Source organism: Streptomyces humi, assembly GCF_001005085.2.
GTDB classification, from domain to species: domain Bacteria; phylum Actinomycetota; class Actinomycetes; order Streptomycetales; family Streptomycetaceae; genus Streptomyces; species Streptomyces humi.
On record NZ_LBMU02000079.1, the window covers coordinates 21768 to 48725 of the forward strand.

At 72.0% G+C, this 26958-nt stretch carries 25 protein-coding genes; 10 read left to right on the top strand and 15 right to left on the bottom strand.

The features are described 5' to 3' along the window. Positions 1-146: 146 nt before the first annotated feature. From AAW13_RS31355 to AAW13_RS31390, 8 genes are all read right to left on the bottom strand, one after another. Positions 147-1478: an enolase C-terminal domain-like protein gene (locus AAW13_RS31355; RefSeq protein WP_046729944.1), complete on the bottom strand. Its 1332-nt coding sequence runs from the start codon at positions 1476-1478 to the stop codon at positions 147-149. 28 nt (positions 1479-1506) lie between these two features. After that, on the bottom strand, positions 1507-2844 hold the full coding sequence (locus AAW13_RS31360; RefSeq protein ID WP_046729945.1) for a gluconate:H+ symporter: 1338 nt from the start codon (positions 2842-2844) through the stop codon (positions 1507-1509). A gap of 182 nt (positions 2845-3026) precedes the next feature. Then, positions 3027-3752, bottom strand: a complete 726-nt coding sequence (locus tag AAW13_RS31365; protein WP_046729946.1) for a hypothetical protein — start codon at positions 3750-3752, stop codon at positions 3027-3029. Positions 3753-3786: 34 nt separating this feature from the next. After that, complete coding sequence (locus AAW13_RS31370; RefSeq protein WP_079179048.1) at positions 3787-5580, bottom strand: DUF2264 domain-containing protein; 1794 nt, start codon at positions 5578-5580, stop codon at positions 3787-3789. A gap of 181 nt (positions 5581-5761) precedes the next feature. Further along, entirely contained in the window at positions 5762-6811 is a 1050-nt protein-coding gene (locus tag AAW13_RS31375; protein WP_046730067.1) for a LacI family DNA-binding transcriptional regulator, read from the bottom strand. 113 nt (positions 6812-6924) lie between these two features. Beyond that, positions 6925-8574: an extracellular solute-binding protein gene (locus AAW13_RS31380; RefSeq protein ID WP_046729947.1), complete on the bottom strand. Its 1650-nt coding sequence runs from the start codon at positions 8572-8574 to the stop codon at positions 6925-6927. Positions 8575-8623: 49 nt separating this feature from the next. Further along, positions 8624-9514 (bottom strand): carbohydrate ABC transporter permease, encoded by an 891-nt coding sequence (locus AAW13_RS31385; protein ID WP_046729948.1) that lies wholly within the window; start codon positions 9512-9514, stop codon positions 8624-8626. Then, a complete protein-coding gene (locus tag AAW13_RS31390; protein ID WP_046729949.1) occupies positions 9511-10365 on the bottom strand; it encodes an ABC transporter permease in 855 nt (284 codons plus the stop codon). Before AAW13_RS31390 ends, AAW13_RS31385 begins: the two co-directional genes overlap by 4 nt. 237 nt (positions 10366-10602) lie before the next feature. Between AAW13_RS31390 and AAW13_RS31395 the strand changes: the two genes are divergently transcribed. Both AAW13_RS31395 and AAW13_RS31400 read left to right on the top strand, forming a co-directional pair. After that, positions 10603-10983 (top strand): DUF779 domain-containing protein, encoded by a 381-nt coding sequence (locus tag AAW13_RS31395; RefSeq protein WP_046729950.1) that lies wholly within the window; start codon positions 10603-10605, stop codon positions 10981-10983. 143 nt (positions 10984-11126) lie between these two features. Next, positions 11127-12299 carry a phosphodiester glycosidase family protein gene (locus AAW13_RS31400; RefSeq protein ID WP_240528792.1) on the top strand — a complete coding sequence of 391 codons (1173 nt, stop codon included), beginning with the start codon at positions 11127-11129 and terminating at the stop codon, positions 12297-12299. A 37-nt stretch (positions 12300-12336) separates the two neighbouring features. Here the strand turns inward: AAW13_RS31400 and AAW13_RS31405 are convergent, their stop codons facing one another. From AAW13_RS31405 to AAW13_RS31430, 6 genes are all read right to left on the bottom strand, one after another. Then, complete coding sequence (locus AAW13_RS31405; protein ID WP_046729951.1) at positions 12337-12531, bottom strand: hypothetical protein; 195 nt, start codon at positions 12529-12531, stop codon at positions 12337-12339. 102 nt (positions 12532-12633) lie between these two features. Continuing rightward, positions 12634-13497, bottom strand: a complete 864-nt coding sequence (locus tag AAW13_RS31410) for a phosphatidylinositol-specific phospholipase C/glycerophosphodiester phosphodiesterase family protein (RefSeq protein WP_046729952.1) — start codon at positions 13495-13497, stop codon at positions 12634-12636. A 192-nt stretch (positions 13498-13689) separates the two neighbouring features. Continuing rightward, positions 13690-14772, bottom strand: coding sequence for an acyl-CoA dehydrogenase family protein (locus tag AAW13_RS31415; RefSeq protein ID WP_046729953.1), 1083 nt, complete (start codon positions 14770-14772; stop codon positions 13690-13692). Then, on the bottom strand, positions 14769-15950 hold the full coding sequence (locus AAW13_RS31420; protein ID WP_046729954.1) for an acyl-CoA dehydrogenase family protein: 1182 nt from the start codon (positions 15948-15950) through the stop codon (positions 14769-14771). Before AAW13_RS31420 ends, AAW13_RS31415 begins: the two co-directional genes overlap by 4 nt. Beyond that, complete coding sequence (locus tag AAW13_RS31425) at positions 15947-16915, bottom strand: NADPH:quinone oxidoreductase family protein (RefSeq protein WP_046729955.1); 969 nt, start codon at positions 16913-16915, stop codon at positions 15947-15949. Before AAW13_RS31425 ends, AAW13_RS31420 begins: the two co-directional genes overlap by 4 nt. Before the next feature lie 88 nt (positions 16916-17003). Beyond that, positions 17004-17573 carry a helix-turn-helix domain-containing protein gene (locus AAW13_RS31430; RefSeq protein ID WP_046729956.1) on the bottom strand — a complete coding sequence of 190 codons (570 nt, stop codon included), beginning with the start codon at positions 17571-17573 and terminating at the stop codon, positions 17004-17006. A gap of 78 nt (positions 17574-17651) precedes the next feature. Here AAW13_RS31430 and AAW13_RS31435 point away from each other — a divergent pair, with 78 nt between their 5' ends. The 8 genes from AAW13_RS31435 (at position 17652) to AAW13_RS31470 (ending at position 25620) form a co-directional block, all read left to right on the top strand. Then, positions 17652-18599 carry an NAD(P)/FAD-dependent oxidoreductase gene (locus AAW13_RS31435; RefSeq protein ID WP_046730069.1) on the top strand — a complete coding sequence of 316 codons (948 nt, stop codon included), beginning with the start codon at positions 17652-17654 and terminating at the stop codon, positions 18597-18599. A gap of 29 nt (positions 18600-18628) precedes the next feature. Beyond that, positions 18629-20167 carry an ATP-dependent DNA ligase gene (locus AAW13_RS31440; protein WP_046729957.1) on the top strand — a complete coding sequence of 513 codons (1539 nt, stop codon included), beginning with the start codon at positions 18629-18631 and terminating at the stop codon, positions 20165-20167. Next, entirely contained in the window at positions 20164-20631 is a 468-nt protein-coding gene (locus tag AAW13_RS31445; RefSeq protein WP_046729958.1) for an NUDIX hydrolase, read from the top strand. The genes AAW13_RS31440 and AAW13_RS31445 overlap by 4 nt, the downstream gene beginning before the upstream one ends. Before the next feature lie 75 nt (positions 20632-20706). Next, positions 20707-22092 carry an NADP-dependent succinic semialdehyde dehydrogenase gene (locus AAW13_RS31450; protein WP_046729959.1) on the top strand — a complete coding sequence of 462 codons (1386 nt, stop codon included), beginning with the start codon at positions 20707-20709 and terminating at the stop codon, positions 22090-22092. A 25-nt stretch (positions 22093-22117) separates the two neighbouring features. Beyond that, the gene (locus AAW13_RS31455; protein WP_046730070.1) at positions 22118-22354 is read left to right on the top strand and encodes a DUF6213 family protein; all 237 of its coding nucleotides are present in this window, start codon (positions 22118-22120) and stop codon (positions 22352-22354) included. A gap of 416 nt (positions 22355-22770) precedes the next feature. Further along, on the top strand, positions 22771-23835 hold the full coding sequence (locus AAW13_RS31460; RefSeq protein WP_046729960.1) for a type III polyketide synthase: 1065 nt from the start codon (positions 22771-22773) through the stop codon (positions 23833-23835). Between the two features lie 5 nt (positions 23836-23840). Further along, entirely contained in the window at positions 23841-25091 is a 1251-nt protein-coding gene (locus AAW13_RS31465) for a cytochrome P450 (RefSeq protein ID WP_046729961.1), read from the top strand. 7 nt (positions 25092-25098) lie between these two features. Next, positions 25099-25620 carry a cupin domain-containing protein gene (locus AAW13_RS31470; protein ID WP_046729962.1) on the top strand — a complete coding sequence of 174 codons (522 nt, stop codon included), beginning with the start codon at positions 25099-25101 and terminating at the stop codon, positions 25618-25620. 91 nt (positions 25621-25711) lie between these two features. Here the strand turns inward: AAW13_RS31470 and AAW13_RS31475 are convergent, their stop codons facing one another. Continuing rightward, a complete protein-coding gene (locus AAW13_RS31475; protein ID WP_046729963.1) occupies positions 25712-26938 on the bottom strand; it encodes an acyl-CoA dehydrogenase family protein in 1227 nt (408 codons plus the stop codon). Between the last annotated feature and the right edge of the window lie 20 nt (positions 26939-26958).

Sequence of the window (26958 nt, forward strand, 5' to 3'; positions counted from 1 at the left end):
CGCCACAGCGGCTCACGCCACAGCGCCTGAGAGCACACCACACAGCGCCTGAGAGCACACCCCGCAGCGCCCTGAGGGCACACCGCGCAGCCCTTGACGCCTCACCGCGCAGCCCCTGACGCCTCACCGCGCAGCCCCCCGACGGCTCACCGCACCAGGCAGGGGCGTTTGGGGTCGAAGGTCCAGTCCTCCACCAGGTACCGCATCCCGGTCGCGTCGTCCCGGCCCGCGCCGAGGTTCTTCTCCTGGTGGAGGGCGTGGGCCGCGAGCAGACGGTCCGTGTCGAGGCGGATGCCGAGCCCGGGGGCGTCGGTGACGGCGACCTCGCCGCCGACGATCCGCGGCGGCTCGGCCGTGAGCCGCTCCCGGCCCTCCTGCCAGATCCAGTGGGTGTCCAGGGCGTTGTACTCGCCGGGGGCCGCGGCACCGCAGTGGGCCATCATCGCGAGCGAGATGTCGAAGTGGTTGTTGGAGTGGCAGCCCCAGGTCAGCCCCATTTCGTGGCAGAGCTGCGCCACCCGCACCGAGCCCCGCAGGGTCCAGAAGTGCGGGTCCGCGAGCGGGATCGACACCGACTGGAGCGCGAGGGCGTGGGTGAGCTGCCGCCAGTCGGTGGCGATCATGTTGGTCGCGGTGGGCAGCCCGGTGGCCCGGCGGAACTCGGCGAGGATCTCGCGCCCCGAGTAGCCGTCCTCGGCCCCGCAGGGGTCCTCGGCGTAGGCGAGGGTGCCGAGCAGCGGCCGGCACAGCTCGACGGCCTCGCGCAGGGACCAGGCACCGTTGGGGTCGAGGGTGATCCGGGCCTCGGGGAAGCGCTGCTTCAGCGCCTGTACGGCCTTGACCTCCTCGGCGCCGGCCAGGACCCCGCCCTTCAGTTTGAAGTCCCGGAAGCCGTAGAGGTCGTGGGCCGCCTCCGCCTGGCGGACGATCGCCTCCGGGGTCAGGGCCTCCTCACGGCGGATCCGGTACCAGGGCACCTCCGAGTCGGCCTCGCGGAGGTAGTCCAGGCCGGTGCGGCCGGGGTCGCCGACGTAGAAGAGGTAGCCGAGGACCCGTACCGAGTCGCGCTGCCTGCCGTCGCCGAGCAGGGCGGCGACGGGCACCTCCAGATGCTGTCCGAGCAGGTCGAGCAGGGCGGACTCGACGGCGGTGACGGCGTGCACGGTGGTCCGCAGGTCGAAGGTCTGCGCGCCGCGGCCGCCGGCGTCCCGCCCGCCGAACTCCTCCCCCACGGTTCGCAACACCCGTTTCCAGTCGCCCAGTCGCGCGCCGACGACCAGCCGCTCCGCGTCCCGCAGGGTCCGCGTGATGGCCTCCCCGCCCGGCACCTCGCCGAGCCCGGTCCGTCCCTCGGAGTCCTCGACGACCAGGACGTTGCGGGTGAAGTACGGGGCGTGGGCGCCGGAGAGGTTGAGCAGCATGGAGTCCCGGCCTGCCACCGGGTACACGGAGAAGCGGGTGACGACGGGCTGGCTCATGACGGAACGTCCTCACTGGGAAAGGGATTCACACACCGACGGCGTCGAGGACCTGTTCCATGGCGAGGACCCCGCCCAGGCCGAGGACCGCGAGCACGGTCGTGTAGGTGGTCCGGGCTTTGACGGCGTCCAGGACGGACAGGTTGAAGTACTCCTTGAACATCCAGAAGCCCGGGTCGTTGACGTGGGAGAAGGCGATCGAGCCGCAGGAGACGGCGAGGACCATGAGCTCAGGATGGACCCCGCTGCCCGCGAGCATCGGCAGCACCACACCGGAGGCGGTGACCACGGCGACGGTCGCCGAGCCGAGGGCGACCCGCAGGATCGCGGCGATCAGCCAGGCCAGGAGGATCGGCGAGACGGACCAGCCGTCGGTGAAGTCCTTGATGTAGTCGGCGATCCCGCCGTCGACGAGCACCTGTTTGAAGGCCCCGCCGGCCCCGATCACCAGCAGGATCATCGCCATCGCCGACGCGGCCTCCCGACAGGACCGGGCGACCTCCTCCAGGCCGCGCCCGACCCGCGGCCCGAAGGCCCACATGGCGACGAGCAGGGTGAGCAGCAGCGCGACCGGCGCCGAGCCCACGAAGTCGACCAGGTGGATCGCGGGAGTGTCGGCGGAGGTGGCGAGGTCGGTGACCGCCGCTCCCGCGATCAGGACGACGGGGAGCAGGGCGACCGCCAGCGACCAGCCGGTGCCGGGCATCTCGTCGTCCTCGAAGACCCGCTCGCTCACCAGTCCGTGGGGCACCTCGGGGTTCATCGCCCGGACGAACGGCAGCCGGGGCCACACCAGGGCGATCAGCGCGCCGACCGGGACGGCGATGAACAGGCCGTAGAACAGGGTGAGTCCGGCCGAGGCGTGGAAGGTGGCGGCGACCGCGGTGGGCCCGGGGTGCGGGGGCAGGAAGCTGTGCATGGTGGACAGGGCGATGGACATCGGCAGGCCGACCCAGAGCAGGTTGGAGCGGGTGACCCGGACGAGGGTGAACGCGACCGGCACGATGATGACGAAGGCGGCCTCGTAGAACATCGTGACGCCGATGATCATGGCCGTGACCACCATGGCGATCTGTACCCCGCGCGGTCCGGCGACCGCGAGCAGCCGGCCGGCGATGCGCTGGGCCGCGCCGGAGTCGCCCATCACCCGGCCGAGCATGGCGCCGAGGCCGATGGTGAGCATGGTGTCACCGATCTGCCCGCCGATGCCGTCCGACAGGGTGTCCGGGATCTTCTCCAGCGGGATCCCCCGGACGACGGCCACGCCCGCGGCGACCAGCAGCAGGGCGACGAAGCCGTTCATCCGGAGCTTCGTCATCAGGAGGAGCAGGACGAGGACGCTGATTCCTACGACGACCAGAGGCAAGCCAGTTCCCCTTCGAACCGGGCGTCACGTACATGTCCGCGCGTACATGTCCGTTGCGTACATGTCCGTTGCGTACATGTCCGTGAATGACGCCTGCATACAGAGACAGCATCTACGTATGAAGACGGAGGCTAGGGACGCGGGCATGCTCAGGTCAATGGAGGTGCGGCAGGATTCTCAAGTCATCCGGTAGCCGGCGGCTCCACCAGGAAGACGGTGAGCCATTCGGCGTCCGCCGCGTGGTAGCCCAGCTCGGTCAGGGTGCGGGAGGCGGCCCGCATGTGCTCGGCACCGTAGACGACCCCGACGGTGAAGGCGCCGGAGCGCTCGCCCCAGGCCCGGTGGGCGTCGGTCAGGGCACGGGCGAGCAGCCGGTCCCTGCGTCTGACCACCAGGTCGTCCAGACCGGGGAGGGTGCCCTGTGCCGACTCCTCGGCCTCCGTCAACAGGTCCTCGGTCGTCAGGTGCCGGGCCAGGTACCGGCGGGTCCCGAACATCCGCATGCCGGCCACGACCGCGGGCACCAGCGCGGCCAGCACCACCCGCTCCTGCAACGGCAGCCGCCGGAAGCCGCGTTCGAACTCCGCCCCGCTCATGTCGGGGTTGACCACCGGTACGCCGAGGGAGTCGAAGTCGATGTCCTGCACGACCAGTCCGAGCCGCTCGTGCCGGTCCAGCCGGGCGTACGAGGCAACCAGCGCGTCCGCGCCCGGGGACCCCTCCCCCACCCCCTCCGCGATCACCAGGCCGCAGCGAGCGCGCAACCGGGACGTGACCTCCTGGTAGAACGCGGCCTCGCCCAAATGGATCATCGGGAAGAGCAGGAACTCCAGCCCCGAGTCCGGCCGCCGGAACCGTATGACGGCGGACCGCACCCCCGCCAGCCCGGTCACCTCGATGAACTGCATCCGGCCCCGCCCCCGTTCCGAGCCCCGGCCCCTTTCAGGGTAGGGGCGGCAGACGCGATTCCGTCCCGTCGGGGAAGCAGATCCCCATCCCGCCGTCGGCCGTCGGTGTCACCCGGGTGCCGGTGCGCAGGGCGTGCGGGTCCCCGTGCACGGCCGGATCCGCGGTGAGGACGACGAGGGTGGCGAGCAGCAGGGTGCCGCCGGGATGGGGGACGGTGAGCAGCGGGGTGGCGGAGTGTTCGCCGAAGGCGTCGCGGCCGCGGGCCCGCTCGACCGCCGAGGTACCGCCGGGCGGCCCGAGGAGGGTGGCGAGGACGGTGGTCAGTCCGTCCGCGCGCCGGGCCAGCGCCCAGCCGGACCCGCACTCCGCCGCCGGTGGCACCGCGTCGTCGGCGACCGCCCAGCCGCCCGCCCGTACGACCGTACCGGCGGGCGCCCGGACCCGGTGCACCCGCACCTCCCAGGGGCCGTGCACCACGCTGGCCGTGCCGATGCGGCAGCCGCCCGGCGCCTGCCAGGAAGCGGCGGCGCGCCCCTTCGCGTACGACGGGTGGATGCGCCCCCGCCGGCTGGGACCGTCGTTTACGAGCAGGGCGACGTGGTTGTCGGGGCCCGCCGGGGTCCCCGGCGCGGTGGCGCTGGAGTAGGCGAACTTCGTGTAGTGCGGGCTGTCCTCGGCGGCGGCGGGCGGGGGCGGCAGCCGGTCGGTGCCGTGGTTGACGAGCCGTACGATCCCGTCGGCGGCCGTGCCGTGCAGCAGCCAGCCCGGTGCGGGCAGCGCCATGGTCACGTCGGCCGTGTCGAGCGGGGCGGGCTCCTCGGGCGCCGTCCACACGGGGTGGCCGGCGGGCAGCAGCAGGCCGAGGAAGGCCTTGCTCGCCCAGTACGGGGAGGCGGGGCCCGAGTAGCTCTGGGTGACCGGCAGGAACGGCCGGTACCAGCCGAGGCTCAGCAGCCCCCGTTCGTCGGGCACACCGCGCTCGGCGAAGTGCTTCAGGGCACCCGAGGCGAGGCGCCTGGTGCGTCCGGGCGGCAGCGGGGTGGCGTCGGCGAGGGCGCCGGCCCACAACGGGGCGGTGGCGGCGAACCGGTACGTGAGCGAGCGCCCCTGATGGACCGGGGCCCCGTCGGTCCCGAAGAAGTGCTGGTGGACGCCGAGGAACTCGCGCAGCCGCGCGCGGTGCCGGGCCACGGCCGCCGGGTCCGCCCGCTCCCCCGCGATCCGCGCCCACAGCACCGGATACAGGTGCAGCGCCCAGGCGTTGTAGTAGTCGAACTTCTTACCTTCGCCGTCGGTGTACCAGCCACCACCCCGGTACCAGTCGTCCAGCCGGGCCAGCCCGGCGTCGATCTCGGCACGGCGGTGCGGGCCTCCGACGGAGGCGAGGAACTCCTCGACGATGACCTGGAAGAGCCGCCAGTTGGAGTCGTTGACGACGGCCCCGACGAAGTCCGCCAGCCAGGCGACGACCTGCTCCCGCACCCGCTCGTGGAGGCGGTCCCACAGCCACGCCCGGGACTCGTGCAGCGCCACGGCGACGGAGGCGGCCTCGACCATGGGCTGCCCTCGGTCGGTGATGGGCGGCCAGTGCTCGGGATGCCGGGGATCGGTACCGGCGGCGAGCCCGGCCGCGTACCGCTCGACGAGCGCGGGGCCGACCTCACCCGCGGAGCCCGCGATGCGGAAGGCGGCGAGCAGGAAGGACCGCGCGAACCCTTCGAGGCCGTCGGACCATTCTCCGGAGTGACCGGCCCGACCGGGCAGCCGGTACTGGGCGAACTTGGGTGACGCGTACGGCAGCAGGCCGTCCAGCAGGCGGTCGGCCATGCCCTCCCAATGAGCACGGGTCCACCCGGTGATCGGCGACAGGACATGGTCGGACGGCGGCACCAACAGCGTTCCTCCTTCAACCGACGGCTTGTTGCACGCCCCCGAATGGGGCGCTGGGGTCCCCCGGCCGAAGGCCCGGGGGTGGAACCGCGCGACCGGCCACGACGCACCCGCACTGTCACGACGGTCTCTCGACCGGCGCGACACTCCCCCGCACGACGATGTGCGTTCCGAGCAGATGACGTGCTCCGGCCGCGTCCTCGGGATCTCGCAGAGCGAACCGCACGGCGGCCCGCCCCAGTTCCTCGGCCGGCGTCCGCACCGTGGTGAGCGGCGGACTGAAGTCCTCCGCCAGCGGGATGTCGTTGTACCCGACGACGGAGATGTCCTCGGGGACCCGCAGCCCCCCGTCGGCGATCGCCCGCAGCGCCCCCGCCGCCACCATGTCGTCCCCGGCCACAACCGCCGTGAACTCCCTTCTGCCTTGAAGCAGTTCGGTCATCGCCCGCAACCCGGCGGCCCGCCCCAGCCCGCAGTCGACGACGTACGCCGCGTCCTCGGACAGCCCGTGCTCGGCGAGCGCCGCCCGGTAGCCGGCCACCCGTGCGTCGAGCGCCGTGTTGCCGGGCAGCCCTCCGAGGAACACGATCCGCCGGTGCCCCGCCGACAGCAGGTGCCCGGTGATGGCCCGAGCCCCCGCCTCGTTGTCGAACTCGACCACCAGGACCGGGAGGTCCGGATCCGGCGCGGGCCGGCCGCAGAGCACCAACCGCGAACCGGCGGCGTCCAGCGCCTCGGCGTACCGCGCCACCCGTTCCCGGTAGGCGTCGTCCTCCACGACCCCGCCGACCAGGATCACCAGCCGGGCCCCCTCCTCCCGCATCAGCTGCACGAACTCCATCTCGCGCTGCGGGTCCCCGCCGGTCGTACCGACCAGGCAGAGCCAGCCGTGGGTGGCGGCCTCCGCCTCCACGCCCTCGGCGACCTGGGCGTAGAAGGGGCTGGTGACCTGGCGGAGGACGACGGCGACCGTGTTGCGGCCGCCGCCGACGAGGGCGCGCGCGTGGGCGTTGGCGACGTAGTCGAGGGCGCGGGCGGCCCGCAGCACGCGGGTGCGGGTGGCGGGCGGGACCGGGTAGTTGCCGCTCAGCACCCGCGAGACCGTGGCCACGGACACCCCCGCCCGCTCGGCGACCTCGCGGATCGTGACCCGCCCCGTCCCCTTCACCGCCGCCCGCTTCGCCGCCGTGCCCTTCGCCGCCGCCCCCTTCGCCGCCGTCCCTTTTGCCGTCGTCATCGCGACCCCGTTCCCCTCGTCACCGGCCCTGTGGAACCGCCGTCTCAGCTGTTCGCGGCGTACTCCTTGGCGAACTCCTCGGCCATTGTGTCGCCGCCCCGGGCCCGCCATCTCTTCACGGCGGCGTCGTAGTCGGACATCGAGGCGCGTCCGGCGATGACGGCGGTGATCGTGTCGTCCATCAGGGCCTTGAGCGTGGTGCCCTGGGTGGTCTCGGTGGCGGACCTGAGGCCGTAGGAGGCGTTGCGGACGGCGACCGGGACGACCTTGGTCTGCCAGTCGTGCAGGGCCCGTACCGCGTCCGGCATGCCGGGCACGAACAGCACCTGGGGGCCTTCGGCGAGGTAGCGGAACGGCAGGTTGGTGACGTTCTCGACCTCGCCGAGCTTCGTCGCCTCGGGCGAGCCGTCCGGGCCGCGGGTGAAGTGGACGCCTTCCAGGCCGTAGTGGCTGAGTTCCCACTCCTTGGTGCCGAAGGGCGCGGCGAGGTAGTCGAGGATCCTGAGCAGCATCTCGATCCGTTCCTTCTTCGCCTGCTTCAGGATCGTGTAGCCGAAGGAGCGGCGGGCGGCGACGATGCCGCCGGGAGTGCCGCCGACGCTGTACGGCAGGGCGGGCGCCGGGGTGAGCAGGCCCTTGGCGTCGGGATACCGGCTCTGGTAGGCGCCGAAGCCGTCCTGGAGGGAGCCGACGGTGCCGTTGAGGTAGAGGGTGCCGAGGTCCGCGGCGGAGATCGACGTGGCGTCGGGGTGGTAGCAGCCGCTCTTGCGCAGTGCGGCCTGGAAGGCGACGGCCGCCTTGTAGCGTTCGTCGGTCAGGTTGCTGTGGAAGACGCCCTTCCGGTCGACGGCCCAGGTGTTGGGGGCGTTGTGCGCGGCGGCGTGCACGGCGTTGCCGAACAGGGAGCCGGCGGCGGCGCCGAGGGCGTACGTCCTGCCGTGGGTGGCCTTGGCGGCGACTGCGGCGAAGTCCTCGGAGGTCCAGCCGTCCGTCATCCCGGCGGAGGTGAACATGCCCTGGTTGAGCCACAACGTGGAGCCGGGCAGCGGGCGTTCGAGCGGGACGCCGTAGATCCGGCCGCCGATCCGGCCCATGTCCCGCCAGGCGTCGGTGGGGATGCCGGCCAGGTTGGGGTAGTCCCGGACGGCCGCGCCGGAGAGGTACGGCGTCAGGTCCTCGGCCCTGCGCTGCACGAACTGGGCCTCGCGGGGCAGGGCGAAGCCGGAGAACACGTTGATGACGTCGGGCAGCGAGCCGGGGTCGCCGGCCATGACGGTGGCCATCTTCTTCTGGTAGTCGGCCTGCGGGACCACCGTGAACTCGATCGTGACGCCGAGGGCCTTCCCGACCGCGCGCCAGTACCGGTTCTGCGCGGCGCCCTTCGGCGGGGTGCCGAAGGTGACCGACATGACGCGGACCGTGGAGCCGTCGCCCGGGGTGCGCCCGACCGAGGAGGTCAGGTCGGAGGGGTAGGTCAGGTAGCCGGGCTGGACACCCGCGGCGGTGGGGGCGAGATCGGGTTTCGGTCCGGCGGCGGACAGGTGGGCGGGCCAGGGCGCGAGTCTCTTGCCCGCGTTGGACACGTCACCGTCGTCCGGGGCGGTGGAGCAGGCGGTCAGCAGACCCGGGGCGCACAGGGCGGCGCCCCCCGTGGCCGCGGTACGCAACAGGGCGCGTCTGGACATGCTGGGCATGGCGAGTGACCTTTCCCGTGGCGGTTCTTGCGGTTGTCGTGCCTCTTGCTCAGCTCTTGACGGCGCCGGTGAGCACGCCCTTGGTGAAGTACTTCTGTAGGAAGGGGTAGACGGCGAGGATCGGCACCGTGGCGATCACCAGGACCGCCATCTGCACGGTCTGCGGGGCGTTGACCGTGCCGTCGCCGAGGGTCTGGTCGGTGAGCCCGGAACCGGCCACGACGTAGGTGCGCAGCACCTGCTGGAGCGGCCAGTGGTCGCTCTCCAGGTAGAGCGAGGCGTAGAACCAGGAGTTCCAGTAGGCGACGGCGTAGAACAGGCCGACGACCGCGAGGGCCGCCTTCGACAGCGGCAGCACGATCGACCACAGCACGCGCAGGTCTCCCGCGCCGTCGAGACGGGCCGCCTCGTACAGCTCCTCGGGGATGCCCTGGAAGAAGCCGCGCAGGACGACCAGGTTGAAGACGTTGACCAGCACCGGCAGGACCAGCGAGCCGTAACTGTCCAGCAGGCCGAGCTCCTTGACCAGCAGGAAGTTGGGGATCATGCCGGGCGGGAAGAGGAACGTGAACAGGACGAGCAGCAGTACCGGGCGCCCGCCGGTGGCGCCGGGGCGGGACAGCGCGTAGGCGAGGGTGACCGTGCAGGCGAGGCTGAGCAGGGTGCCGACGAAGGTGACTCCGGCGCTGACGCCGAGCGCGTGGGTGACGATGCCGCCGTCGAGGATGTCCCGGTAGGCCTTGAGGGTGGGGTGCTCGGGCCACAGCACCCAGCCGCCGTTCGCGACCACCTCGCGCTGGGAGGCCAGCGACGTCGACACGATGACGAGGAACGGGACGCACACCAGCAGCACGACGGCCGTCAGGGCCACCGCCTTGCCGGCCTGGGTGACGGGTTTCGGCTTCTCCATCCAGCCGGGCCGGTACGCCTGGGCGCTCACGCGTAGACCCCCTGTTCGCCGAGCCGGTGGGCGACCTTGTTGGCCACGTAGACGAGCAGGGCGCCGATCAGGCCCTTGCACAGGCCCGCGGCGGCCGCGTATCCGTAGTCGCCGCCGACGATGCCCCGGAAGTAGACGAAGGTGTCGATGACCTCGGCGGCCTGCGGTCCCACCGCGTCCCGCTGGAGCAGCATCTGCTCGAAGCCGACGGAGAGGATGTCGCCGAGCCGCATGATCAGCAGCAGTACGACCACGGGCCGGATGGCCGGCAGGGTGACGTGCCAGAAGCGCCGCCAGGGACCGGCGCCGTCGATCGCGGCGGCCTCGTACCGCTGCTCGTCGACCTGGGTGAGCGCGGCGAGGAAGATGATCGTGCCCCAGCCGGCGTCCTTCCAGATCACCTGGGCGACGACGAGCGGCCTGAAGGCGTCCGGGTTGCCGATGATGTCGACGGTGTGCAGGCCGGCGTCGCCGAGATAGCCGTTGAGCATGCCGGTGTCACCGAGGACCTGCTGGAACAGGGCGACGACGATCACCCAGGAGATGAAGTGCGGCAGATAGGCCACCGACTGCACGAAGCGGCGGACGGTGGACCGGGTGAGGCTGTGCAGGAGCAGGGCGAGGGCGAGCGGCACGGGAAAGTAGAAGACGAGCTGGAGCAGGGCGATCCACACGGTGTTGAGGACCGCGTCCCAGAACTCGGCGTCGCCGAACATGCGCTGGAAGTTGCCGAGTCCGACCCAGGGACTGCCCCAGAGGCCGTCGAAGGGCACGTACTCCTTGAAGGCGATGACGTTGCCCAGCAGGGCGCCGTAGTGGAACACCAGGAAGTAGGCGAGCCCCGGCAGCATGAGCAGGATCAGGGCCCGGCCGCGGCCGGCCGGTGCAGCGCGTCTCTGAAAACCTTTTCGGTCGTTCCGAACGCCCATCGCTGCCACGAAGCCTCCTCACCAACGGGTCTCGGGTGAGGGGAAGTTAAAACGTTTTCAGAAGGAGGGTCAACACTTCTGACACAACTGCCTTGTCAGGAGGGGCCGCTCGGGCGTGAGACTGGGAGGACCGCCGGATCCGGCCCAGGAGGGTGGACCATGGACGACGACCCGAACGACGACACGACAGCCCCGCCGCGGGTGGAACTCACACCGCGGGCGGCCGACCTGCTGCGCCGGCTGCACGCCGAGCACGGTCCGCTGATGTTCCACCAGTCCGGCGGCTGCTGCGACGGCAGCGCACCCATGTGCTACCCGGACGGCGAGTTCCGCACCGGCGGCTCCGACGTGCTGCTGGCCGAGCTGGCGGTGGACGGTGTCGAGGCGCCCGTCACGTTCTGGATGTCCCGCAGCCAGTACGAGGTGTGGAGCCACACCCGGCTGATCGTGGACGTGGTGCCGGGCAGGGGGAGCGGCTTCTCGCTGGAAGCACCCGAGGGGGTGCGTTTTCTCACCCGTTCTCGCGTAGTCGACGTCTAGCGGCCCCGTAGGTCACCCGCGTCTGCTGCACTTCCCTGTGTCCCAAGGAACTTGACGAGACATCAGGGGGTGCGGTGACGCATCGTCGGAGACGGCCCACAGCGACGATCCGAACTCTGTTCACGATTCTCACCACGTCCGGCGTGCTGGCCGGTGCGGCCCTCACGGGTGCGGCACCGGCCGGCGCCGCGCCGGAGGGCGGCCGGATCCCGTCCGGCGTCACCTACCGGCAGTTCGACGTCCGGGCGGCCAAGGGCACGGTCCACGTCCATCTGCTGACCGTCGACCTCACCGACCGGCACGTCCGGGTGGACCTGCTCACCCCGGGCGCGGTGGCCGCCCGTGCGCGGGTGTCCGCGATGGCGGACGCGGCGGGCGCCGTCGCGGGCGTGAACGGCGACTTCTTCAACATCAACGAGACCCAGCACCCGGGCGTCGAGGCGACCGGCGCGAGCGTCGGCCCGGCGATCGCGCACGGCAGGGTGCTCAAGGCGGCGGTGCCGACGGCCCAGCGGTTCGGCCCCTCGCTGCCGCCGGGCACCGCCACCACGGACGTCCTCGGCGTGGGTGTGGACGGGCGGGCCCGGCTCGACCGGCTGACGCTCGCCGGCTCGGTCCGCACCCCCGCCGGGAAGCTCACGCTGCGCGGCCTCAACCAGTACGCGCTGGCCCAGGGTTCGGTCGGCGCCTACACGGCAGCCTGGGGCTCGGTCTCCCGCAGGCGCGCCACCTGCGGTTCGGACACCGACCGGGCCGCCGGGTGCAGCACGGACACCTACGAGGTCCAGGTCCGCCACGGCAGGGTCGTCGCCGTGTCGGCCACCCCGGGCAGCGGGGCGATCGCGCCCGGGACCACCGTCCTGCTCGGCCGGGAGGGGGGCGCGGACCGGCTGCGCACCCTCGTCAAGGGTGACCGGGTCTCGGTACGCGAGCGGCTGGTGCCGTCCGCTTCCAGGATCCCGTACCGCTTCGCGGTCGGCGGCTATCCGGTGCTGCGCGGCGGCGAGCCGCTGCCCGGCCTGGACGACAACGTCTCGGCCGTGCGCACGGCGGCGGGCTACGCGCACGGCGGGCGCAGGCTGCTGCTCCTCGCGCTGGACGGCGCGACCGCCTACCGCAGGGGCCTGACCATCGCGGAAGTCGCCGCTGAAATGCGGGAGTTGGGAGCTGTCGACGCGTTCAGCCTGGACGGCGGCGGTTCCACGACGATGGTGGCCCGCACCGAGGGGGCCAAGACGGTGAGCGTGCTCAACCACCCGACCGACAGCCCGGAGCGCGCCGTGGCGAACGGCATCGGCGTCTTCTGGCGACCCTGACCGGTACGGCCCTGAGCCGACGGCCCCGGCGGCCGGCTCAGGGCCGCAGGGTGCTCACCAGGTCGGCGGTCGCGGTGAGCCCGCTGCTGATGGTGGGCGCCATGCTGGTACTGGCCAGGAAGAAGCCGAGCACCATGCAGACCAGGGCGTGCGAGATCTTCAGCCCGCCCTGGCGCATGAAGAGCACCGCCACGAACAGGAGCAGCAGCACCACAGAAATGGAAACGGCCATCGCGAACCTCCTCCGCCACGCCCGTTCCAGGGCGTTCGGCCGCAAGTGTGGCCCAGCGGAGGGTCGGCCCGTGCGGTTGACACGTCCCCCGTTCGGGTGGTCTTACGACGCCTGGTGGGCGTCCAGGAAGGCTTCCAGGCCCGCCAGGTCGTCGGTGTTGAAGTAGTCGACGCCGGCCGCGAGCAGCTCGCTCCACAGCGCGTCGCGCGCCGGTCCGGCCGTGTCCGGGGTGGCCCAGAACCGCACCTGCTGCCCCGCGGCGTGCGCCTGCTGGATGATGCCGCGCAGTTTCTGCCGCTCGGCCGCCGGGAAGTCGCCCTCCCCGAGCCAGGTGAAGTTGAGGGTCCAGTTGTCGCTGATCAGCGGGGCGAAGGAAGCGGGGGCCGGGGTGCCGAGGTCGGTGAGCCGGCCGTCGTAGAAGGCCCGGCGCACGGTCTGCGCCGCCATCGGCGTGCGCGCGGCGCGGTCGCCGGAGACGACGTTGGTGACCGCGCCGGGAACGACGCGGCCGTGGGCGTAGGTGGTGAACAGGTGCGGGTAGCGCCGCAGGTGCCGGTCGAGTTCGAGGTACGTCGAGGACCCCTCGGTCTTGATGTCGATCAGCAGTTGCAGCGGCCGGCGCCAACCCCGGTAGACAGCGCCTTGGTTGGCCTTGACCAGCGCGGCGAGCGGGTCGAGGTAGAGGGATTCGAGGGTGCGGCTCGGGTCGAGGTCGTCCTCGGTGTGGCCGATGAGGAGCTGGTCGCCGACGAGGAAGATGTCGGCCTCGACGCTGCCGAAACGGTGGCCGAGGGCGTCGAACAGGGGGTGGGTGTGCTCGTAGTCGTTGTGGGCGTGCGCACGCCACAGCGGCCGCCGACCGCGGTGCCGCCCGTCTGCCCAGGCCTGCGCGCCGGGCAGCACGACGGCACCGGCGAGGGCGGCACCGAGGGTGGTGAGGGCTCTGCGACGGGTGGTGAGGGCCATGATGCTCTGCCTCCCTTGTAGGGCCTTGTGGGACCCAAGGGAGTATGCGGGCAAACGGAGCCCGATTCAGTTGTCTGCGAAGGGAGTTGGCTGGACTGCCACCCCCGGTTCACTACGGCCGCCCCGAAAGGGGCGCGGGGAACTGCGCGACCAGCCCCCACGCACCCGCACCCGAACCCGCACCCCGCTACCTCACGGGGCCTCCAGTCCGACCAGCTCGCCCAGCGCCTCCCGATGCGCCCCCGCCGTACCGAAGGCGATCGAATCCGCCTTGGCCCGCTTCAGATACAGGTGGATCGGGTGTTCCCACGTCATCCCGATCCCCGCGTGCAACTGCAACGCCTCCTCGGCCGCACGCACGGCCACCGGCGCCGCGTACGCCTGGGCGACGGCGACCAGGACATCGGCGTCCGCGCCGGAGGCGAGCGCGTCGGCGGCCCCCCGCGCCGCGGCCCGCAGGTTCACGACCTCCAGCCACAGCTGCGCCAACCGGTGCTTCAGCGCCTGGAACCCGCCCACCGGCCGGTTGAACTGCTTGCGCTCCTTCAGGTACCGCACGGTCTCGGTCAGCGCCCACTCGGCGACCCCGAACTGCTCGGAGGCCAGCAGCCCGGCCCCGGCCCGCAGCGCACGCGGTACGGCGGGTTCCGCGTCACCGAGCCGACGCCCCGCGGCCCCGTCCAGCGTGACCGTGGCGAGCGGCCGGGTGAGGTCGAAGGCCACCTGCGGGGTGACGGTCACCGCCGCGGCGTCGACCGCGTACAGCCCGCCGTCGTCGCCCGGCACCAGCAGCACGTCCGCGGCGACCGCGTCCGCGATCCCGGGCAACTCGCCGTGCAGAAGCCCGTCGTCGACCCGTACGGTCTCGAACGCGGCGCCTGGAGCGACATGCAGGCCGACGGCCAGTGCCCCGATCGTCCGCCCGGACGCCAGTCGTCCCAGCAGCTCCTCGTCACCGCAGGCCAGCAGGGCCTCGGTCGCCACCACCGCACTGGTCAGATACGGTACGGGCGCCACCGCACGCCCCAACTCCTCCAGCACGACGGCGACTTCGCGGTGCGAGGCGCCCTGGCCGCCCAGTTCCTCCGGCACCAGCAGACCGGCCAGGCCCATGCCGTCGGCCAGCGCCTTCCAGGCCGCCAGGTCGTGCGGGGCGTCCGACTCGGCGCGGGCGATGACGCCGGGGGCGTCACAGTGGTCGGTGAGCAGGTCCCGCACGGCGGAACGCAGCGCCTCTTCCTCCTCCGAGTACAGCAGGTCGGGCGCTCCAGTCATCGGGCCAGGTCCTTCCATGCGACGTCCTTGTCGGTGCGCGGCTCGGCCGGCAGGCCCAGGACGCGTTCGGCGACGATGTTCAGCAGGACCTCACTGGTCCCGCCCTCGATGCTGTTGCCCTTGGCGCGAAGGTAGCGGTAACCGGCGTCCCGGCCGGTGAAGTCCACCAGTTCGGGCCGGCGCATGGTCCAGTCGTCGTACAACAGGCCTTCCTCGCCGCGGAGTTCGACCTCGAGGCCGCTGATCTCCTGGTTGAGGCGGGCGAAGGCGAGTTTCATGCCGGCGCCCTCGGGGCCGGGCTGTCCGGCGACGAGCTGCTGGCGCAGCCGCTCGGCGGTGAGCCGGGCGACCTCGGACTCCACCCAGAGCTTCAGCAGCCGCTGGTGCAGGTCGTGGGTGCGCAGTTCCGGGCGTTCACGCCAGGTCTTCGCGACCGGGCCGATCATGCCGCCCTCGCGGGGCAGGCGCATGCCGCCGATGGCGACGCGCTCGTTGTTGAGCGTGGTCTGCGCGACCCGCCAGCCGTCGCCGGTCTCGCCGAGACGGTGGGCGTCGGGGATGCGGACGTCGGTGAGGAAGACCTCGTTGAACTCGGCCTCTCCGGTGACCTGCCGCAGCGGGCGTACGTCCACGCCCGGGTCGGTCATGTCGCAGACGAAGTAGGTGATGCCCGCGTGCTTGGGCACGCTCGGGTCGGTACGGGCGATCAGGATGGCCCAGCGGGCGTTGTGGGCGCCGGACGTCCACACCTTCTGCCCGTTGACGATCCAGTCGTCGCCCTCGCGCACGGCGCGGGTGCCGAGCGCGGCCAGGTCGGATCCGGCACCCGGCTCGCTGAACAGCTGGCACCAGACCTCCTCGCCGATCCACAGCGGGCGCAGGAAGCGCTGCTTCTGCTCCTCCGTGCCGTACCTGAGGATGGTCGGGGCGGCCATGCCGAGACCGATGCCGTTGCGGCGCGCGTCGTTGTCGGGGGCGTCCGCTGCCTCCAGTTCGGCGTCCACGACGGCCTGGAGGGAGCGCGGGGCGCCGAGGCCGCCGAGGCCCACCGGGTAGTGCACCCAGGCCAGACCCGCGTCGAAGCGGGCCTTGAGGAAGTCGAGCTTCTCGGTCGTGGCGGGCGGGTTGGCGGCCAGCAAATCGGCTGTGCGGCGCCTCAGTTCGGCTGCGTCGGTCATGCGGCGGCTCCGTTCGGTACGACGGCGACCCGGCCGGTGGTGACACCGTCACCGACCCGCTGCACGGCCGCCGCGGCCTCGGTCAGCGGCACCCGCTCGCTCACCAGGGGCTTGATGGCGCCCTTGGCGGCCAGTTCGGTGAGCTGCTCGTGGCAGTGCAGGATCAGCTGCGGGTTCTTGGTGGCGTACAGGCCCCAGTGCAGGCCCAGGATGGAGTAGTTCTTCACCAGGGCGTGGTTGAGGGCCGGGCTCGGGATGGTGCCGCTGGCGAAGCCGACGACCACGATCCGGCCCTCGAAGGCGACGACCTTCGTGGACTGGGTGTAGGCCTCGCCGCCGACCGGGTCGTAGATCACGTCGGCGCCGCGCCCGCCGGTGGCCTCCTTCACCGCGGCGATGACGTCCTCGGAGCGCCGGTCGACGACGACGTCACAGCCCTGCGCACGGGCCGCCGCCACCTTGTCGGCGCCGCCGACGACACCGATCACCCGGGCCCCGGCCGCCTTGCCGAGCTGTACGGCCGCGCTGCCCACCCCGCCTGCGGCGGCGTGCACGAGCAGTGTCTCACCGGCCCGGAGCGCCGCCCTGCGGTGCAGGCCGAACCAGCCGGTCTGGTAGCCGATGTGCAGCGCGGCGGCCTCGGCGTCGTCCAGCGCGTCCGGGGCGGGCAGCAGGGCGGCGGCGTCCGCGACCGCGTACTCGGCGAAGCCGCCGTGGGGCAGCGCGGGGTTGGCGATCACCCGGCGCCCGTCCTCGGTCTCGCCGCAGATCTCCACGCCCGGGGTGAACGGCAGCGGCGGGCGCACCTGGTAGTGGCCCCGGCACATCAGGACGTCCGGGAAGTTGATGTTGGCGGCGCGTACCTTCAGCAGGACCTGGCCGTCGCCGGGCGTGGGCCGCTCCACCTCCTGGAGCCGCATCACCTCGCTCGGCTCACCGTTCTCGTGCACTTGCCATGCCTGCATGCGGTGCCTCCACAGACTGCTTCGTCAGGGTCCATCGCATACTAAGCGGTCGCTTGCCGACTAGGGAACCGTGTCCGGGGTAACAGCGTCACGCCTTGGGCCGGGCCCGGACGTGCATCCGCTCCCCCTGCGGCCCGAACAGGCTCAGGAACTCCACCGGCCCCTCCCCCGCCGACCCGAACCAGTGCGGCACCCGGGTGTCGAACTCCGCCGCCTCACCCGGCCCGAGGACGACGTCGTGCTCACCGAGCACCAGCCGCAGCTTCCCCGCCAGCACGTACAGCCACTCGTAGCCCTCGTGGGTGCGCGGCTCGGGTTCGAGTCTCCGTCTCGGCTCGACCACCTTGAAGGCCTGTAGGCCGCCGGGCTGCCGGGTCAGCGGGTAGAAGGTGCGGCCGTACCGCTCCATCGGCTTCGCCCGCACCCGGGGGTCACCGACCGGCGGGGCGCCCACCAGTTCGTCCAGGGGCACCTGGTGGGCCTGCGCGATCGGCAGCAGCAGCTCCAGGCTGGGCTTGCGCAGCCCCGACTCCAGCCGGGAGAGCGTGCTGACCGAGATGCCGGTGGTCTCGGCGAGGGCGGCGAGGGTGACCTCACGCTCCTTGCGGAGCCGGCGCAGCCGGGGACCCACGCCCGCGAGAACGTCGTCGGTAGTCATGGTCGTATTGCAGTTTCGGCAAAGACGTTTGTCAACGCGGCACCGGATCGGCGACCGTCGGGCGCGGAGGTGGTCACCATGACCGATACGTACGAAGTGGTCGTCGTGGGCGGGGGCGCGGCCGGGCTGTCCGCGGCGCTGGTCCTGGGCCGGGCCCGGCGACGCACCCTGGTCGTCGACGCGGGCGAGCCGCGCAACGCTCCCTCGGCCCACATGCAGGGCTTTCTGTCCCGGGACGGGATGGCACCCGCGGAGTTCCTGGCCGTGGGCCGGGAGGAGATCGCCCGCTACGGGGTGGAGCTGGTCCGGGACCGGGCCGTGGCCGCGACGAAGGGTGGGGCGAGGGAGGGTGACGGGGGCTTCACGGTGTCGCTGGCCGGCGGGCGGACGGTGCGGGCCCGGCAGCTGGTGGTGGCCACCGGCCTGAGGGACGAGCTGCCGCCCGTGCCCGGGGTCGCCGAACGGTTCGGCCGGGACGTGCTGCACTGCCCGTACTGCCACGGCTGGGAGGTCCGTGACCAGGCCTTCGGCGTGCTGGCCACGACGGTGCTGAGCGTGCACCAGGCGCTGATGGTCACCCAGTGGTCCAAGGACGTCACCCTCTTCCTGCACCAGGTCGGGGAGACCGAGCCGACCGGGGACGACCTGCGCCGGCTGGCCGTGGCCGGGGTGCGGGTGGTGCCCGGTGAGGTGGCGGGGCTGCGGATCGAGGACGACCGGCTCACCGGCGTGCGGCTCGCCGACGGCACCGTGCACGCGCGGGAGGCCCTGTTCGTCGCACCGCGCCCGGTTCCGCGCAACGAGCTGTTCGTCGGGCTGGGCGCGGAGCTGACGCAGACCCCCTTCGGGGCGTACCCGGTGACCGACGAGCGGGGGCTGACGACGGTCCCCGGGCTGTGGGCGGCCGGGAACGCGAGCGGGTTCGCCGAGCAGGTGGTCAACGCGGCGAGCCGCGGCTACCGGGCCGGGGCGGCGATCAACGGCGAGCTGCTCTTCGCCGACCTGGACGCGGGCGTGCGGGTGTAGCCCCGGCGCTCCCGGAGCACTATGGCTGCATGCTGCTGACCCGGCTCGCCGAAGTGTCCCGGGAGGTGGCCGCCACCGCGGCCAGGTCCCGCAAGACCGCCCTGCTCGCCGAGCTCTTCCGGGAGACGGCCCCCGACGACGTACCGATCGTCATCCCCTATCTGGCCGGCCGGCTCCCGCAGGGCCGTCTCGGCGTCGGCTGGAAGGTGCTGAGCCGGCCCGTCGAGCCCGCCGCCGGACCGGCCCTCACGGTCCACGAGACCGACGCCCGGCTGACCGAGCTCGGCAAGGTCTCGGGGCCCGGTTCGCAGGCCGAACGGGAGCGGATCGTGGGCGCGCTGATGGGCGCGGCGACCGCGGACGAGCAGCGGTTCCTGCTCGGCCTGATCACCGGTGAGGTACGGCAGGGCGCCCTGGACGCGGTCGCCGTCGAGGGGCTCGCGCAGGCGACCGGCGCGGACGCGGCGGACGTGCGGCGGGCGGTGATGCTCGCCGGGTCGCTCCAGGCGGTGGCCGGGGCGCTGCTGGCCGACGGGCCGCCGGCCCTGGCCCGGTTCCGGCTCACCGTGGGCCGCCCGGTCCTGCCGATGCTGGCGCACACCGCCGCCTCCGTCACCGAGGCGGTGGGGAGACTGGGCGTCTGCGCGGTCGAGGAGAAGCTGGACGGCATCCGCGTCCAGGTCCACCGGGACGGCGACACGGTGCGGGTCTTCACCCGCACCCTCGACGACATCACCGACCGGCTCCCCGAAGTGACGTCCGCCGTACGGGAGCTGGCGGGCGAGCGGTTCGTCCTGGACGGCGAGGTGATCTCGTTCGACGCGGACGGCCGCCCTCGCTCGTTCCAGGAGACGGCGGGCCGGGTCGGCTCCCGCACGGACGTGGCGCGGGCGGCGCGGGAGGTCCCGGTCTCCCCCGTCTTCTTCGACGCGCTCTCCGCCGGCGACCACGACCTGCTGGACCTTCCCTTCGCCGAGCGCCACGCGGCCCTGGCCCGGCTCGTCCCCGAGCCGATGCGGGTGCGCCGGGCGCTGGTGACCGGACCGGCGGACGCGCCGGAAGCCGAGGATTTCCTCGCCGCCACCCTCGCCCGCGGCCATGAGGGCGTGGTCGTCAAGGCACTCGACGCCCCCTACAGCGCGGGCCGCCGGGGTGCCTCCTGGCTGAAGGTGAAGCCGGTGCACACCCTCGACCTGGTGGTGCTGGCCGCCGAGTGGGGCCACGGGCGCCGCACCGGCAGGCTCTCCAACCTGCACCTGGGCGCGCTCAACCCGGACGGCACCCTCGCCATGCTCGGCAAGACCTTCAAGGGCATGACCGACGCGATGCTGGAGTGGCAGACCGCCCGGTTGAAGGAACTGGAGGTCTCGGACAACGGCCGGGTGGTGACCGTACGCCCCGAACTCGTGGTCGAGATCGCCTACGACGGGCTTCAGCGGTCCTCCCGGTATCCGGCCGGCGTCACCCTGCGGTTCGCCCGGGTCGTCCGCTATCGCGAGGACAAGCGTCCGGAGGAGGCCGATACCGTGGAGGCCCTGTTGGCCGCCCACCCGGAGGTAAGGCGTTGACGGAGCCGAGGCGAAGCGCGGGACTGCTGCTGTTCCGGCACACCGGCGACGGCATCGAGGTGCTGCTCGGCCATATGGGCGGTCCGTACTTCGCGAAGAAGGACGCGGGCGCCTGGAGCGTCCCCAAGGGCGAGTACGAGCCCGGCGAACCCGCCTGGGAGGCGGCCCGGCGCGAGTTCCGGGAGGAGCTGGGCCTGGCGCCGCCGGACGGCGAGGCGATCGCCCTGGGCGAGGTCCGGCAGGCCAACGGCAAGATCGTCACGGCCTGGGCGGTCGAGGCCGACCTGGACCCGGCGACCGTCGTGCCGGGCACGTTCACCATGGAGTGGCCGCCCCGCTCGGGCCGGGTCCAGGAGTTCCCGGAGCTGGACCGGGTGGCGTGGTTCGCCCCGGACCGGGCCCGCGCGGTGATCATTCCCGCCCAGGCCGCGTTTCTCGACCGGCTGGCGGAGCACTCGGGCTGAACAGGGGCCCACGCGTTGCGGTCGCCAGGGCCGCGCGGGAAGGTCGTAGCAAGCCCGCTCCCAGGGAGGTCAGCCATGCCCATCGCCACGGTCAACCCGGCGAACGGCGAGACACTCGAAACGTTCGAGGCCATGGACGAGAACGAGCTGGAACGCCGGCTCGAACTCGCCGAGGCGACGTTCCGCACGTACCGCACGAGCGGCTTCGCCGAGCGTGCCCGGCTGCTGCACCGGGCCGCGGACCTGCTGGACGCGGACCGGGACACCGTCGCGCGCACCATGACCACGGAGATGGGCAAGCCGCTGAAGCAGGCCCGCGCGGAGGCCGCGAAGTGCGCGAAGGCGATGCGCTGGTACGCGGACCACGCGGAGGAGTTGCTGGCCGACGAGGAGCCGGCCGAGACGGACGTGAAGGAGTCGGGCGCGTCCCGGGTGCGGGTGCGCTACCGCCCGCTCGGGCCGGTGCTGGCCGTGATGCCGTGGAACTTCCCGCTCTGGCAGGTGGTGCGGTTCGCGGCACCCGCGCTCATGGCGGGCAACGTGGGGCTGCTCAAGCACGCCTCGAACGTCCCGCGGACCGCGCTGTACCTGGAGGACCTGTTCCACCGGGCGGGCTTCACCGAGGGCTGCTTCCAGACCCTGCTGATCGGTTCCGGCGCGGTCGACGACGTCCTGCGCGACGACCGGGTGAAGGCGGCGACGCTCACCGGCAGCGAGCCCGCGGGCCGCGCGGTGGCCGCCACCGCCGGGGAGATGATCAAGAAGACGGTGCTGGAGCTGGGCGGCAGCGACCCCTATGTGGTGATGCCCTCGGCGGACATCGACCGGGCCGCGAGGATCGCGGTGACCGCGCGGGTGCAGAACAACGGGCAGTCCTGCATCGCCGCCAAGCGGTTCATCGTGCACACGGACGTCTACGACGCGTTCGCCGAGAGGTTCGTGGCGGGCATGCGGGAGCTCACGGTCGGCGACCCCCTGGACGAGGGGACGGACGTCGGCCCGCTCGCCAGCGAGCGGGGGCGCAAGGACCTGGAGGAACTGGTCGAGGACGCGAGGCGGTCCGGCGCCGAGGTGCTGTGCGGCGGGCAGCGGCCGGACGGGCCCGGCTGGTTCTACCCGCCGACCGTTCTCGCCGGGATCCACCGCGACATGCGCGTCCACCGGGAGGAGGCGTTCGGACCGGTGGCCACGCTGTACCGGGCCGGGGACCTGGACGAGGCGGTCCTCATCGCCAACGACTCGCCGTTCGGACTGAGTTCGAACGTGTGGACGCGGGACGACGCGGAGGTGGACCGGTTCGTACGGGACCTGGAGGCCGGCGGCGTGTTCGTCAACGGCATGACCGCCTCCCACCCGGCGTTCCCCTTCGGCGGTGTGAAGCGGTCCGGATACGGCCGTGAGCTGTCCGGGCACGGAATCCGGGAGTTCTGCAACATCACCACCGTTTGGCAGGGTGCGTGACGGTTACGCGGTTACGATCCCGGGTGTGAACCGCGAAGTGACCCTCCCTCTGATCGTCGACGACCGCGGTACCTTGCAGGTGACCGCGGCCGACGTGAGTAAGTTGTTGCGGACGATGGGGGCGCGGTGGCTGCGTCTTGTCGAGACCGACGAAGGCGGGCTCGACGAGGACACGGTGGCCGCTCTGACCATCGAGCTCGCGAAGCTGGCTGACCGGATCGACGTGGCCTGCATCGCCCACAGCAGTGGGCAGGGGGGGTAGTTCGGCGGGTGCGGCCCCGTGGCCCCACGTCGGGACACCCAGCGGCGTCCAGAACGCCTCCTCGCACGCCTGCGGCAGACGGCCGCGGGCGTGCGCCAGGTTCTCCGTCGAGGGCGCGCTGCGCCAGATGCAGGAACGCGCGCCGCGGCGATCACCCCGTGACGTTCAAGTGCCGGTACGGCCGGTGCTCTGACCTGGTTGTACGCGGCATTTCCGCGGCCGCGCCGGCCATCGCGTGCTCTCGCCCGAAGATGCCTCTGCGCTGATCCGGCCCTGACACCGGGTCACCGGTTCGGAGTAGTCCGGCGCGAGATCGTCGCTCTCCCGGGTGATCGTGAGGGAACCACCTCCTGAGGTGAACCACCTTCTGGCCGGCGGGCCCAAACCCGCCGGAAGGCTGAAAGCAGGCACGGTTCATGGCGACTTTGTGCAAGCCCTCAGTGTCGGTCCCGGAGTACGTGATCACGATGGAGGAGACGCTTGAACTGGCGCGCTCCCACCACGAGAACCACCCGCAGCTGCCGTTGGCGCTGAGACTGATCGAGAACACGGGCGTTCGCACCCGGCACATCGTGCAGCCGATCGAGGAAACCCTCAAGCACCCCGGCTTCGAGGAGCGCAACAAGCTCTACGAGGCCGAGGCCAAGGCCCGGGTCCCCGCAGTCATCCAGCGAGCGCTCGACGACGCCGAACTGCTCACCACCGACATCGACGTGATCATCTACGTCTCGTGCACGGGCTTCATGATGCCCTCGCTCACGGCGTGGCTGATCAACGAGATGGACTTCGACTCCACCACCCGTCAGCTCCCCATCGCCCAGCTGGGGTGCGCGGCCGGCGGGGCGGCCATCAACCGGGCGCACGACTTCTGCTCGGCGTACCCGGACGCCAACGCGCTCATCGTGGCCTGCGAGTTCTGCTCGCTGTGCTACCAGCCGACCGACCTCGGCGTCGGCTCGCTCCTGTCCAACGGCCTCTTCGGTGACGGCATCGCCGCCGCCGTGGTCCGCGGCAAGGGCGGCACGGGCGTCGAGCTGGAACGCAACGGCTCGTACCTGATCCCGAAGACCGAAGAGTGGATCATGTACGACGTCCGGGCCACCGGGTTCCACTTCCTGCTGGACAAGCGGGTGCCGGCGACCATGGAACCGCTCGCGCCGGCCCTCCAGGACCTGGCGGGACTGCACGGCTGGGACGCGGCCGACCTGGACTTCTACATAGTCCACGCGGGCGGCCCCCGCATCCTCGACGACCTGAGCAAGTTCCTCCAGGTCGACCCGCACGCGTTCCGGTTCAGCCGGTCCACGCTCACCGAGTACGGCAACATCGCGAGCGCCGTCGTCCTGGACGCGCTGCGCCGGATGTTCGACGAGGGCGGTGCCGAGCATCAGGCGCGCGGGCTGCTCGCCGGGTTCGGTCCCGGCATCACCGCGGAGATGTCGCTGGGTCGCTGGCGGCGTTCGGACGAAGGGGCGGCCTGACCGAGATGACGCTCACCGAACCGCTCGACCCGGCCGACGAGGCACCCGGCGAGGTGCCCGTCGAGACCGTCTGCCCGGTCCGGCACTGGGAGGTGCCGGACCTGGCGGGGGTGGACTTCGACCCCACCCTCACCGAGCTGATGCGCGAGGGCCCGGTCACCCGGATCCAGCTGCCGAACGGCGAGGGCTGGGCGTGGCTGGTCACCCGGTACGACGACGTACGGATGGTCGCCAACGACACGCGGTTCAGCCGGGAGGCGGTGATGGAGCAGCCGGTCACCCGGCTGGCGCCGCACTTCATCCCGGACCGGGGCGCGGTCGGCTTCCTCGACCCGCCCGACCACACCCGGCTGCGCCGTACGGTGGCCTCCGCGCTCACCAGCAAGGGCGTGGAACGGGTCCGGCAGAAGGCACGCCGGATGCTGGACGAGATCGTCGACGACCTCGTCCAGGCCGGCCCGCCCGCCGATCTCACGGCGGCGGTGCTCAGCCCGTTCCCGATCGCGGTGATCTGCGAGGTGATGGGCGTTCCGGCCGCCGACCGGCACAGCATGCACCTCTGGACCCAGCTGATCCTGTCCTCCAGCCACGGCAAGGAGGTCAGCGAGCGGGCCAAGCGTGAGATGAGTGCCTACTTCAGCGATCTCGTCGCTCTGCGCGAGGACAGCACCGGCGAGGACGTGACCTCGCTGCTCGGCGCCGCCGTGGGCCGTGGCGAGGTCACGCTGGAGGAGGCGGTCGGTCTCGCCGTCCTGCTCCAGATCGGCGGCGAGGCGGTCACCAACAACAGCGGGCAGATGTTCTACCTGCTGCTGACCCGGCCCGACCTCCTCGACCGGCTGCGCACCGAGCCGGGGATCCGTCCCCGGGCGATCGACGAACTCCTGCGCTACATCCCGCACCGCAGCGCGGTCGGGCTGTCCCGGATCGCCCTCCAGGACGTGGAGATCAAGGGCGTGCGGATCCGCGCGGGAGACGCGGTCTACGTCTCGTACCTGGCCGCCAACCGCGATCCGGACGTCTTCCCGGACCCGGAGACGATCGACTTCACCCGCAGCCCCAACCCGCATGTCGCCTTCGGCTTCGGACCGCACTACTGCCCCGGCGGCCAGCTCGGCAGGCTGGAGGAGGAGTTGCTGGTCGACGCGCTGCTCGACCGGCTGCCGGGGCTGCGGCTGGCCGTGCCCCCGGAACAGGTCCCCTTCAGGAAGGGCGCGTTGATCCGGGGACCCGAGGCCCTTCCGGTGACGTGGTGAGCGGCCGATGACCACCACCGAGGGACTCCTGGTGCCACCGGGCCACGGGCGGGTGGTCCACACACCGGCCCAGCGCGTCACGTTCAAGGTGACGGGCACGCACTCGCGGATGGCCTCCACCTTCGAGGTGGACGTCCCGCCTGGCTTCGACGTGGGCGCCCATGTGCACACCCGCAGCGAGGAGCTGTTCTACGTCCTCGAAGGCGAGCTGGATGTGCTCGCCTTCGAGCCCCGTATCCGCACACCCGACAACTGGCAGCGCTGGGAGTCGAGTTCGGGATCGAGGGTGGTGCGGGCGACCCCGGGCACGGTGATCGTCGTACCACCGGGCTGCCCACACGCCTTCGCCAACCCGACGGACGCGCCGGCCCGGATGTTCTTCCAGGCGTCCCCGCCCCCGGACCACGAACGCTACTTCGAGGAGCTGCTGGAGATCCTGGGCAGCGGCGGTCCCCCCGACCACGAGGCGATCGAGGCCCTCCGCAAGCGCTACGACATCGAGCAGCTCACCCCTTTGAAACACCGGTGAGTCGACGCGCCCGAAGGGGCGCGGAGAACTGCGCGAGCAACCACGCCACACCGTGGGCCCGCCACGCACCCGCACCCGCACCCCGACGGCGCTACCGGATCGGCATCCCCGCCAGCGTACGGGCGATCACCAGCCGCTGGATCTCACTCGTCCCCTCGAAGATCGTGTAGATCGCCGCGTCCCGGTGCATCCGCTCCACCGGGTACTCCCGCGTGTAGCCGTTGCCGCCGAGGATCTGGATGGCCTGCCCGGTGACCTTCTTCGCCGTCTCGCTGGCGCACAGCTTGGACATCGACCCCTCGGCGGCCGTGAACGGCTTCCCGTTGATCGCCATCCAGGACGCCCGCCACACCAGCAGCCGGGACGCGTCGATCTGCGTCCGCATGTCCGCGAGCTGGAAGGCGACCCCCTGGTTGTCGATGATCGGCCGCCCGAACTGCTCACGGGTCCTGGCGTAGTCGAGGGCGACCTCGTAGGCGGCACGTGCGGTACCGACGGCCATCGCGCCGACGGCGGGCCGCGAGGCCTCGAACGTGGCCATCGCCGCGTTCTTGACGCGCTCGCCGCCCGACTTGGCCCGTTCCCGGGCCCGGGCCAGCCGCTCGTCCAGCTTCTCCTTGCCGCCGAGCAGGCAGGAACCGGGGACCCGGACGTTGTCCAGGATGACCTCGGCGGTGTGCGAGGCCCGGATGCCGTGCTTCTTGAACTTCTGGCCCTGGGCCAGTCCGGGCGTCCCGGCCGGCACGATGAAGGAGGCGTGGCCCTTGGAACCGAGTTCCGGGTCGACGACGGCGACGACGACGTGGACGTTGGCGATACCGCCGTTGGTCGCCCAGGTCTTCGTGCCGTTGATCACCCACTCGTCCTTGGCCTCGTCGTACACGGCCTTGGTGCGCATGGAGGCCACGTCGGAACCGGCGTCGGGCTCGGAGGAGCAGAACGCGGCGACCTTGACGTCGTTCTGGTCGCCGTACATCTGGGGGATCCAGGTGCCGATCTGCTCCTCGGTGCCGTTGGCGAGGACGCCGACGGCGGCGAGGCCCGTGCCCACGATGGACAGCGCGATGCCCGCGTCGCCCCAGAACAGTTCCTCCATGGCCATCGGGATGCCGAGGCCGGTGGGGTCGAAGTACTGCTGCGCGTAGAAGTCGAGGGAGTAGATACCCACCTTCGCGGCCTCCTGGATGACCGGCCAGGGAGTCTCCTCACGCTCGTCCCATTCGGCGGCCGCGGGGCGGATGACGTCGGCGGCGAAACCGTGCAGCCAGTCGCGGACCTCCTTCTGTTCGTCGTTGAGCTCCATGGTGAACTCGGCCATGACCCCTCCAGCGGCGGCGC

Excerpts from the sequence above, each read along its gene's own strand:
- AAW13_RS31370 (WP_079179048.1), bottom strand. The coding sequence starts at position 5,580 with ATGGCCGACCGCCTGCTGGACGGCCTGCTGCCGTACGCGTCACCCAAG.
- AAW13_RS31475 (WP_046729963.1), bottom strand. The coding sequence starts at position 26,938 with ATGGCCGAGTTCACCATGGAGCTCAACGACGAACAGAAGGAGGTCCGC.
- AAW13_RS31405 (WP_046729951.1), bottom strand. The coding sequence starts at position 12,531 with ATGGCCGTTTCCATTTCTGTGGTGCTGCTGCTCCTGTTCGTGGCGGTG.
- AAW13_RS31430 (WP_046729956.1), bottom strand. The coding sequence starts at position 17,573 with ATGACTACCGACGACGTTCTCGCGGGCGTGGGTCCCCGGCTGCGCCGG.
- AAW13_RS31440 (WP_046729957.1), top strand. The coding sequence starts at position 18,629 with ATGCTGCTGACCCGGCTCGCCGAAGTGTCCCGGGAGGTGGCCGCCACC.
- AAW13_RS31380 (WP_046729947.1), bottom strand. The coding sequence starts at position 8,574 with ATGCCCAGCATGTCCAGACGCGCCCTGTTGCGTACCGCGGCCACGGGG.
- AAW13_RS31355 (WP_046729944.1), bottom strand. The coding sequence starts at position 1,478 with ATGAGCCAGCCCGTCGTCACCCGCTTCTCCGTGTACCCGGTGGCAGGC.
- AAW13_RS31425 (WP_046729955.1), bottom strand. The coding sequence starts at position 16,915 with ATGCAGGCATGGCAAGTGCACGAGAACGGTGAGCCGAGCGAGGTGATG.
- AAW13_RS31365 (WP_046729946.1), bottom strand. The coding sequence starts at position 3,752 with ATGCAGTTCATCGAGGTGACCGGGCTGGCGGGGGTGCGGTCCGCCGTC.
- AAW13_RS31420 (WP_046729954.1), bottom strand. The coding sequence starts at position 15,950 with ATGACCGACGCAGCCGAACTGAGGCGCCGCACAGCCGATTTGCTGGCC.
- AAW13_RS31415 (WP_046729953.1), bottom strand. The coding sequence starts at position 14,772 with ATGACTGGAGCGCCCGACCTGCTGTACTCGGAGGAGGAAGAGGCGCTG.
- AAW13_RS31465 (WP_046729961.1), top strand. The coding sequence starts at position 23,841 with ATGACGCTCACCGAACCGCTCGACCCGGCCGACGAGGCACCCGGCGAG.
- AAW13_RS31450 (WP_046729959.1), top strand. The coding sequence starts at position 20,707 with ATGCCCATCGCCACGGTCAACCCGGCGAACGGCGAGACACTCGAAACG.
- AAW13_RS31390 (WP_046729949.1), bottom strand. The coding sequence starts at position 10,365 with ATGCTGCCGGGGCTCGCCTACTTCCTGGTGTTCCACTACGGCGCCCTG.
- AAW13_RS31410 (WP_046729952.1), bottom strand. The coding sequence starts at position 13,497 with ATGGCCCTCACCACCCGTCGCAGAGCCCTCACCACCCTCGGTGCCGCC.
- AAW13_RS31395 (WP_046729950.1), top strand. The coding sequence starts at position 10,603 with ATGGACGACGACCCGAACGACGACACGACAGCCCCGCCGCGGGTGGAA.
- AAW13_RS31470 (WP_046729962.1), top strand. The coding sequence starts at position 25,099 with ATGACCACCACCGAGGGACTCCTGGTGCCACCGGGCCACGGGCGGGTG.
- AAW13_RS31460 (WP_046729960.1), top strand. The coding sequence starts at position 22,771 with ATGGCGACTTTGTGCAAGCCCTCAGTGTCGGTCCCGGAGTACGTGATC.
- AAW13_RS31435 (WP_046730069.1), top strand. The coding sequence starts at position 17,652 with ATGACCGATACGTACGAAGTGGTCGTCGTGGGCGGGGGCGCGGCCGGG.